This is a genomic window from Streptomyces sp. NPDC002784, from assembly GCF_053592135.1.
Genome location: NZ_JBSFVD010000038.1, coordinates 22,930 through 30,641 on the forward strand (window position 1 = coordinate 22,930; position 7,712 = coordinate 30,641).

Genomic DNA, 7,712 nt, shown 5'->3' on the forward strand with positions numbered 1-7,712 from the left:
GCCATGCCCCGTACGACGTACACGCCGTCACTGCCCGGCCTCACCGCCGACGACGACCTGGACACCATCATCAACTGGGGCCTGGGCGCCGACTCCACCGCCTACCTCGCCAAGATGCTCACCGCCCCGGAGGCGCACGGGATCGACCTCGATCGCACCGCTGTCCTCTACATGGCCACCGGCAGCGAGTGGCCCGAAACCCGGCTACTGGTCGACGAGTTCATGCTCCCGCTGCTGCGCGAGCACGGCGTGCGCTTCGTCCAGCTGGCGCGCAACGGGCACCTCCTGTCCGACGGGATCACGATCCTGGACGACTCCCGCCGCCCCGAGCAGCTCTTCGCGCGCGGGCCGTGGACGCTGTGGGACGACCAGGAGTCCGTCGGCACGGTGCCGCAGGTCGCCGGCACCCGCAAATGCTCCCTGTGGGCGAAGGGCGACGTCGGCGACTGGTGGCTCAAGCAGGTCTTCGGCGGTCGGCCGTTCAGGCAAATCATGGGCTTCAACGCCGACGAGGAAGGCCGCCGCTTCAGCGACCAGATCACCTCGAAAATACCCGGACGCACCGGGGAGTTCCCGCTCATCGACTGGGGCTGGCACCGGCAGCAATGCGAGGCCTACCTGCTGAAGCGGTTTGGCGTGCACTGGCCGAAGTCGTACTGCACGTTCTGCTGCTTCTCCTCCTCCAGGGGCGCGCTGCCCGCCCACATGGAGCGCATGCGCTCCCACCCGGACATCGCCGGCGAGGTGCTGCGCCTGGAGTACACGGCGATGAGCCTCAACCCGAACGCCAAGCTCTACGGCCGCAAGAGCCTCCTGGAGCTCTTCGACCCGACTCAGCCACGGGACCAGGCGTGCCTGGAGGCGTTCGAGCGCGAGCTCGACATGCCGTGGGCGCTCTACCACGTGCGCCGTCTGTTCCTGCTGTCCGAGGACGGCAAGAACAGGCCGGTGAAGCGCTCCACCGAGCGCGTCGACCTCGGCCGGCCATACCAGCTCGCCCAGCGGCTGATCTCCATCTCCGAGCGGCATGGCGTCGACGTCGAGCACGACCCGGTGTACGGGCGCGCCCGGGCCTGGATCCGCCCCCGCGCCAAGGGCCGACCGATGGCGGAGGAACTCTTCGCCACCGCCCCCGCCCGCGTGATCAACAAACAGGACAAGGACTTCGAGCAGCACTGGGACGCCCTCGTCTCGGGCTCCGCCGCCCAACTGCCCCTCGTCTGAACCGCCCCTCACCGCCACCTCCGGAAGGACTTCCCGTGCGCGCACCCATGCCCGCAGCCCCTGCTCCTCCTTCGCTTCTCCGCCGTGCTGTACCTGGCCACGCCGTCCGGAGCTGACGTACGGGCCGTCATGCAGGCCGGACTCCTGGCCTGCATGACGACCCCGGCCCAGGGCAACGTGATCCCGCCCGGCGCCCTGTACGCGTGCGACAACGGCAAGTTCGGCAAGGGATGGCCCGGCGAGCAGGCCTGGTTCGCGTGGCTGACGGCGACCGTCAACCGCTACGGCCAGGGCCGCTGCCTGTGGGCCGTCGCCCCCGACGTCCCGATGGACGCCGCGGCCACCCTCGCCGAGTCGCTGCCCTGGCTGGAGCCCATCCGCGCCCTGGGCGTCCCGGCCGCGTTCGCCGCCCAGGACGGCAGCGAGCACGGCCTCATCCCCTGGGACTCGATCGACGTCCTGTTCCTGGCGGGATCGACCGAGTGGAAGACCTCACCGGCCGCCCACCGGCTGGCCGTTGAGGCCCGGGAGCGCGGCCTGACCGTCCACATGGGCCGCGTCAACTCCCGCCGGCGCCTGCGCATCGCGCAGGCCTTCGGCTGCACCAGCTGCGACGGCACCTACCTCGCCTTCGGGCCCGACACCAACCTCCCCCGCCTCCTGGCCTGGATGAACGAACTCCACGCCGCCCCCACCCTGTTTGGAGACGAAGCATGACGACCCGCCTGCGCCATATCGGCGCCGCGATCATGGGCATCCTCGACCCCATTCCCTCCACCGTGCCCTCCCCGATGACCGAGGAGGAAGGCACCTGGGTCCGCGCGCACGCCTGGACCAAAGGACTGCGCAAGATCGACGACGCCTACCCCCACGGCTTCCACCGCTGGTGCTCCTGCGAGCGCGGCACCTGCCCCGGCTGCGCCTCCGGGCACCACGACCGGTGCGTCAGCGCCGACGGCCCCCGCGTCGACGAACACGCCGACACCATCACCGACGCCCACGGGTTCGTCGTCGCCGTGATCCGGTACGGACCGGGCCAGCGGCCCTGCAGGTGGCTCTGCCCCTGCCCTCACCCGGCGGTCGTCGAAGAGACCGCCGACGCGGGCGAACCCGAGGTACCCCCTGCCGCGCAGCACGCCGTCCCCGCGCACGGGCCTGCAGCCGCCCCGGAGGGACAGCTCCCCCTCTTCGCGCGCGGCCCGCAGGAGCGCGGGGACGGGGAGGCACCGTGAGGTTCCCGGTCCAGGAGGCCCTGCCGTTCGAGGACCTGCCGGAGGTGCCGACCGCGTCGCCCTGGTGCCAGCGGTGGCGCGACCAGAAGCATTCTTGGGCGCATGTCCGCGACGGGGGCTTCGACGCCCGCCGATACACCGTGGACGTCATCCCCGACGAGGAGCCCGGCAAGGGGTTCGTGCTCGCACACCATTACTCCGGCTCGTACCCGGCGGTGACGGTGCAGTTCGGCCTGTACGACGTCGTCGACGGCGAGCGTCGGCTGTGCGGGGTGGCCGTGTTCGGCGTGCCGGTCAGCACCGCCGTCCTCACCAAGCCACTGCCCGAGCTCCGGCCGTTCACCGAGTCGCTGGTGTGCTCGCGGTTCGTCCTGCTGGATGAGTGCCCGGCGAATTCGGAGTCGTGGTTCCTCGCGAACTGCCTGAACCGCCTGCTCGCCAGGGGTGTACACGGAGTCGTCTCGTTCGCGGACCCCGTCCCGCGCCGGACAGCCTCGGGCGTTCTGGTCATGCCTGGGCACGTCGGCACGATCTACGCCGCCACGAACGCGCTCTACGCCAGCCGGGCCACGGCCCGGACGGTGAAGCTCCTGCCGGACGGCACCGTCTTCCACGACCGCACGGCGCAGAAGATCCGCCGCCAGGAGCCGGGCCACCAGTACGCCGAAGCCCAGCTCATCGCGCTCGGAGCTCCAGTGCCGCGGGCCGGGTGCAACCCGGCCGTCTGGCTCCGGGAGGCCCTAGTCGCGGTCGGCGCCCGCAACGTACGGCACCGCGGAGCGCACCGCTACGTATGGCGGCTGGGCCGAAGCCGGCGCGAGCGCGAGCAGATCAAGCTCGGCCTCCCCGCCCAACGGCCCTATCCCAAGCAGCCCGACCCCGAACCGATCGCGGTCTGAGGGCTGCTTTGCCGCGCAGTCCGTACCGCCCGCCGCGGTCGCCCGTCTCACCGCCCATTTTGTTCCGTGCTCCCTCAGGAGGCCACCCATGCCCGCCCTCTGGAAACCGCCGCCGACCCTCTCAGTGCACCAGCTCGAAGGCTTTCCCGTGATCGGCCACGCTCACGGCCCCAAGGACACCGCCCCCTGGTCGACGCGGCCCGGGAACCGAACCCGGTACAGCATCCACGCCGTCGACACCGCCCAGAACAAGTTGCTCGTGTCGGTCAGCAGCGTCGTCCTCGGTGGAGGCACCGAGTACCCGCACCCCCAGCGAGGCGTCACCGGCTGGGCTGCCCTCGCGTGTTTCGACCTCATCCTCCTCACTCATCTGCGCACCAGCGGCTTGTACGCCGGACACCAGTGCCACCACCACATCCGTGCCTACCCCGAGGCACGGCCCTGCTGGCACTGCAAAGCCCGTCCGCCCGTGGCCAGTGCACGCACTTCACCGATTCCCAGCCCCATCAGGCCGGCCCCGTCGGGGATGCCCGCTAATCCGCCCATCAGGAAAGAGGAACCATGTCGCACCCCACCCCCCTGTATGCCGGTCCGGTTGCGTTCGCCGCGACCCGGCACCGCATCGTCATCAACCTGTCCGGCGGGAAGGACGGACTTGTGGCCGGCTTGATCGCGATGGACGCCGCCCGCCAGTCAGGTGTCGCCGACCGCGTCTGGACCGCCCACGCGAGTCTGGGACCAGTGGAGTGGCCCGCCGTCACCGTGGACGGAGTTCGCTGGCCGAGTGCCAGCGAACTCGCTGCCCAGCACAGCGCGGCCCTCGGAGTGCCGCCTGAGCGGCATGTCGAGGTCCGGCGCAGCCGTGAAGTCGACGGTGAGCGGGTGCCGTTCGATCTGCTGACGTTCATTGCGGAGCGGGGTGACTGGCCCTGGCTCGGCCGGGCCCGCACCTGCACGGGTCCGTGGAAGACGAAGATGGTGTACCAGGCGTTCACCCCCCAGGTCCGCGCGCTCAGGAAGGAGACGGACGGACCGCTGATGTTCGCGAACGTGCTCGGGATGCGGGCCGAGGAGAGCGCGGACCGGCGCAACCGGGAGGTGTGGCGCCGTACGACCGACAACTCGGCCCGGGTTGTCGACGAGTGGCTGCCCGCCCACCAGGTGAGCACCGAGGAAGTCTGGGAGCGCACGATCAGTGCGGGGCTGCCCTACCACTGGTGCTACGACTCGCATCCCGGCGCCGGGGACCGGCGTGGCTCCAGTCGTTGTTCGTGCTCGGCCTGCACCCTGGCCAACCACCGTGATCTGCTGCTGATGGCCGGGCGCCGGCCGCGGCTCGCCGAGCTGTGCGCGCTGGTCGAACGCGTCCGCCAGGTGCCGTTCAACCCGAACATCACCATGGCCGAGCTCATCGCCCTGACCCGCCGGCGCGATGCCCCGGACCCCGGCATCGAGGTTGAGGAAAACGCGGACTTCGAGCGGATGGAACGCGACGTCCACTCCGCCCTGCGCAAGCCACCCACCTGGGACTCCAAGGCCCGCACCGGGCCGGGCGAGATCCTGCACAGCGCCGCCGGGTGCGACGGCTGCCACTGACCACCACACCGCACACCGCTCCTTTGGAGGGATACTCCTCATGATGACCACGACCACCCAGCGCATCCTCGATCTCGCTGCAGCGGCACCGGCCAGCCACAGCGAGGACCTGGCGCTGCTCCTGGGCGAGGCGAACGAGCTGTACCAGCAGGGCCTGCAGGAGCTGCACCGGGAAGTGGCAGCACGTCTCGACGGGCTGGCCACCGCGGACCTGCTGTTCGCCGCGGACACCGCCGGTATGCCCTGTGATGCCTCGCAGGGCCGCGACGAGGTGATCCTGCTGCTGGCCCTGGTCGAGTGGGAGATGACGCCGGCCGCCATGGCCTACACGGAGATGGCCGCGGACGCCGCCCGCCGAGGTGTCTGTCTGATCCCCGAGGAGTAGGCCGTGGGCCGTGGGGTGGCCGGCCGACAGAAACCTTGGGACGCGGGCTGGACCTCCGACCGATACTTCTGCCATTATTTGTTTTGCGAGCCGGGCTGGCCGGCTCACTGCTGACAGGACGGACGGTTCTGCCATGACCTCGCGCCGTGAGCCTCGCCTGGCCGACGCTGCCGAGATCGCGGCTGAACAGGGCCTGACGCCCGCACGGATCACCGGCCTCTACACCGGGCGCGCGGAGAACGCGGTCGGCAAGGTATTCCCCGAGCCTGTCGACAAGCGCGGCCGCGCCCGTCTGTGGGACCACGCGGAGGTCACCGAGTGGTTCGCCCACCGCGCGCCGACACGGCTCGCTGAACACGCGCCGCCCTCCCTCCCCCCGGAGACGTTGCTGAACGCTGCGGAGGCCTCGAGGTATCTCGGCTACAAGAACTCCAACCAGGTCACGACCTTCGTGCGCGACCACCCCGGTTACTTCCCCGAGCCGGACGTCGTCGAAGAGAAGGGCACGGCGGAGAACCCCTACCGCCGGCAACTGTGGAAGGTGGAGACCCTGCAGGCGTGGATGGCTACTCGGCCCGGTCGCGGAAGGCGAGCCGGAGCCACGGAGGCACCGCCCCTGCCCGACGTTCCAGTCGACGGCGATCCCGACGAGCTTCTGGGGGCGAGCCAGGCGGCCGCCCTGCTGGGGTTCAAGAGCGTCGGTTCCTTCTCGAGCAGCCTGTCCCAGGGCAACCTTCCGCTGCTGAAGACCACGGACGGGGTCGCCGAGAATGCCGGGCGTCAAAACGGGCGTCGGCGGTGGACACGCCGGCGCATCCTCGAGCAGGCCGCCCAGCGGTCCAAGAAGTAGTACCCGGCGGTGAGCGGGCCTCCGCGCATCGCCCCATAAGCGCGACAGCCGGCTGTGGGAGTTGGTCCCTTGCGGGCCGGGTGTCGCACGATGGCCGGCATGGTGTGGCTCGCCACCACGCCCCGCAGCAGCCCTGGCTGCTGCGGACCGGCCATCGCCGAACTTCTCGTGGGGCCGCCGTCTTTCCAGTTCGTCAGTGGCCCCTGGCCCAGCTGATGACGGTCCTCGTTGCAGGAGCAAGCTGCCCTGGCGCATGGGCGCGGTCCGTGGTCGGGGCCATGGATGCCGGGCACGGTGCAGACCGCCAGGCTGTTTCGCCTTCGTGACCATGGTCGGGGCTTTGTGGTCGGGGGCCTGGTCGGGGCCAACGGGTTTCCTCGAGCAGCAACCGCAGGTTTCCGTCGGAGACCGCCACGGCCGTGGAAGGAAACGTCTCATGAGCAGCGCCGCACGGAGTACTCAGGCGACGGACGCTGAGCCCTTGGCCCACCAGGTGCTGGCGGGGCTCGCCCAGCACCGCATCGCCACCACCAGCCAGCTGCGCCGGATGCTGCGCCCGGACGGCACGCGGCAGTTGATGTCCCGTGTCCTGAACAGGCTGCGTTCCGACGGCTTCGTCGACTGCACGGTGCTTCAGGACGCGCACCGGAGCCGTACCAACGCCTGGTACCTCACGCAGGAAGGCGCGCGGCTGACCCGGGACCTCCCCGTCCTGCGAGGGCGATCACCCTACCCGATCACTTCGACCACGGCAGCGTCGCTGAAGACCCCGCACACGCTCGCCGTCGTTCGCGCTCACCTTGCTTTCGCCGCAGACGCCCGCCGGCTCGGGCACGAGCACGGCCCATGGGACTGGAACCCTGAGGTGTCCCACTCCATCGGTGAGGGCGAGCGGATCGTGGCCGACGCGGTGATGCACTACACGGCCGTCGAGAGCGAACACCGGCGAAAGCTGCGCGCATTCGTGGAAGTCGACCGCAGCACCATGAGCAGTGAGCGGCTGGCCGTGAAGCTGATCGAGTACGCCCGCCTGTTCCAGTACGAGGCCCAGCCCGTCGGCCGGCGCAGACAGGCGTCCGCAGGTCCTGCATGGCTGCGCTGGTATCCGGTCTTTCCCCGTGTCCTCTTCGTGCTCACCGGTGCCCCCCGGACGAGGCTGGAGAAACGGATAAGCGATCTGCAGGCGATGGTGGCTCAGCACCCGCTCGTGGCGGACCTCGCCCGCGAAGCCCCGCTCGGAGCCGCCATATTGGAAGACCTGGAGCACAACGGCCCCGCCCAGGACGTCTGGGTGCCTCTGGCCGGCGGCAAGCCTCGCCCGTGGACAGCCCTGTGAGTCGTTGGTACGGATGCTGGCTGACGTGCCACGTGTGACCCGTACGGGAGCGCCGTAACCTCACAAAAGTGACACTCCGTCAATCCTTGGCCCCAACTAGGGCGTGTTGCGAAAGTGCTGGTCACAGCCACTCGTTGATGGCTGCGACCAGCACAGTCGCCTCGTAGCGGACGGCGAGTTTCTCGTATCG

Annotated in this window: 8 protein-coding genes; all 8 read left to right on the plus strand. The window is 70.1% G+C overall.

The genetic code is table 11. The features are described 5' to 3' along the window. Positions 1 to 3: 3 nt before the first annotated feature. The 8 genes from ACWD1Z_RS33990 (at position 4) to ACWD1Z_RS34025 (ending at position 7,522) form a co-directional block, all read left to right on the plus strand. Entirely contained in the window at positions 4 to 1,224 is a 1,221-nt protein-coding gene (locus tag ACWD1Z_RS33990; RefSeq protein WP_451124188.1) for a hypothetical protein, read from the plus strand. Between the two features lie 84 nt (positions 1,225 to 1,308). Beyond that, on the plus strand, positions 1,309 to 1,941 hold the full coding sequence (locus ACWD1Z_RS33995; RefSeq protein ID WP_451124190.1) for a hypothetical protein: 633 nt from the start codon (positions 1,309 to 1,311) through the stop codon (positions 1,939 to 1,941). Beyond that, on the plus strand, positions 1,938 to 2,456 hold the full coding sequence (locus tag ACWD1Z_RS34000) for a DUF6248 family natural product biosynthesis protein (protein ID WP_451124192.1): 519 nt from the start codon (positions 1,938 to 1,940) through the stop codon (positions 2,454 to 2,456). The genes ACWD1Z_RS33995 and ACWD1Z_RS34000 overlap by 4 nt, the downstream gene beginning before the upstream one ends. Continuing rightward, positions 2,453 to 3,355, plus strand: a complete 903-nt coding sequence (locus tag ACWD1Z_RS34005; RefSeq protein WP_451124194.1) for a Mom family adenine methylcarbamoylation protein — start codon at positions 2,453 to 2,455, stop codon at positions 3,353 to 3,355. The genes ACWD1Z_RS34000 and ACWD1Z_RS34005 overlap by 4 nt, the downstream gene beginning before the upstream one ends. Before the next feature lie 561 nt (positions 3,356 to 3,916). Next, entirely contained in the window at positions 3,917 to 4,951 is a 1,035-nt protein-coding gene (locus tag ACWD1Z_RS34010) for a phosphoadenosine phosphosulfate reductase (protein ID WP_451124196.1), read from the plus strand. A gap of 40 nt (positions 4,952 to 4,991) precedes the next feature. Continuing rightward, complete coding sequence (locus ACWD1Z_RS34015; protein ID WP_451124198.1) at positions 4,992 to 5,336, plus strand: hypothetical protein; 345 nt, start codon at positions 4,992 to 4,994, stop codon at positions 5,334 to 5,336. A 133-nt stretch (positions 5,337 to 5,469) separates the two neighbouring features. Further along, positions 5,470 to 6,186, plus strand: a complete 717-nt coding sequence (locus tag ACWD1Z_RS34020; protein WP_451124200.1) for a hypothetical protein — start codon at positions 5,470 to 5,472, stop codon at positions 6,184 to 6,186. 436 nt (positions 6,187 to 6,622) lie between these two features. After that, on the plus strand, positions 6,623 to 7,522 hold the full coding sequence (locus tag ACWD1Z_RS34025; RefSeq protein WP_451124202.1) for a replication-relaxation family protein: 900 nt from the start codon (positions 6,623 to 6,625) through the stop codon (positions 7,520 to 7,522). Positions 7,523 to 7,712: the final 190 nt, after the last annotated feature.

What these genes read in the sequence shown, in the direction of transcription:
- ACWD1Z_RS33990 (WP_451124188.1), top strand. Translation starts at nt 4, where the DNA reads ATGCCCCGTACGACGTACACGCCGTCACTGCCCGGCCTCACCGCCGAC.
- ACWD1Z_RS34000 (WP_451124192.1), top strand. Translation starts at nt 1,938, where the DNA reads ATGACGACCCGCCTGCGCCATATCGGCGCCGCGATCATGGGCATCCTC.
- ACWD1Z_RS34010 (WP_451124196.1), top strand. Translation starts at nt 3,917, where the DNA reads ATGTCGCACCCCACCCCCCTGTATGCCGGTCCGGTTGCGTTCGCCGCG.
- ACWD1Z_RS34015 (WP_451124198.1), top strand. Translation starts at nt 4,992, where the DNA reads ATGATGACCACGACCACCCAGCGCATCCTCGATCTCGCTGCAGCGGCA.
- ACWD1Z_RS34020 (WP_451124200.1), top strand. Translation starts at nt 5,470, where the DNA reads ATGACCTCGCGCCGTGAGCCTCGCCTGGCCGACGCTGCCGAGATCGCG.
- ACWD1Z_RS34025 (WP_451124202.1), top strand. Translation starts at nt 6,623, where the DNA reads ATGAGCAGCGCCGCACGGAGTACTCAGGCGACGGACGCTGAGCCCTTG.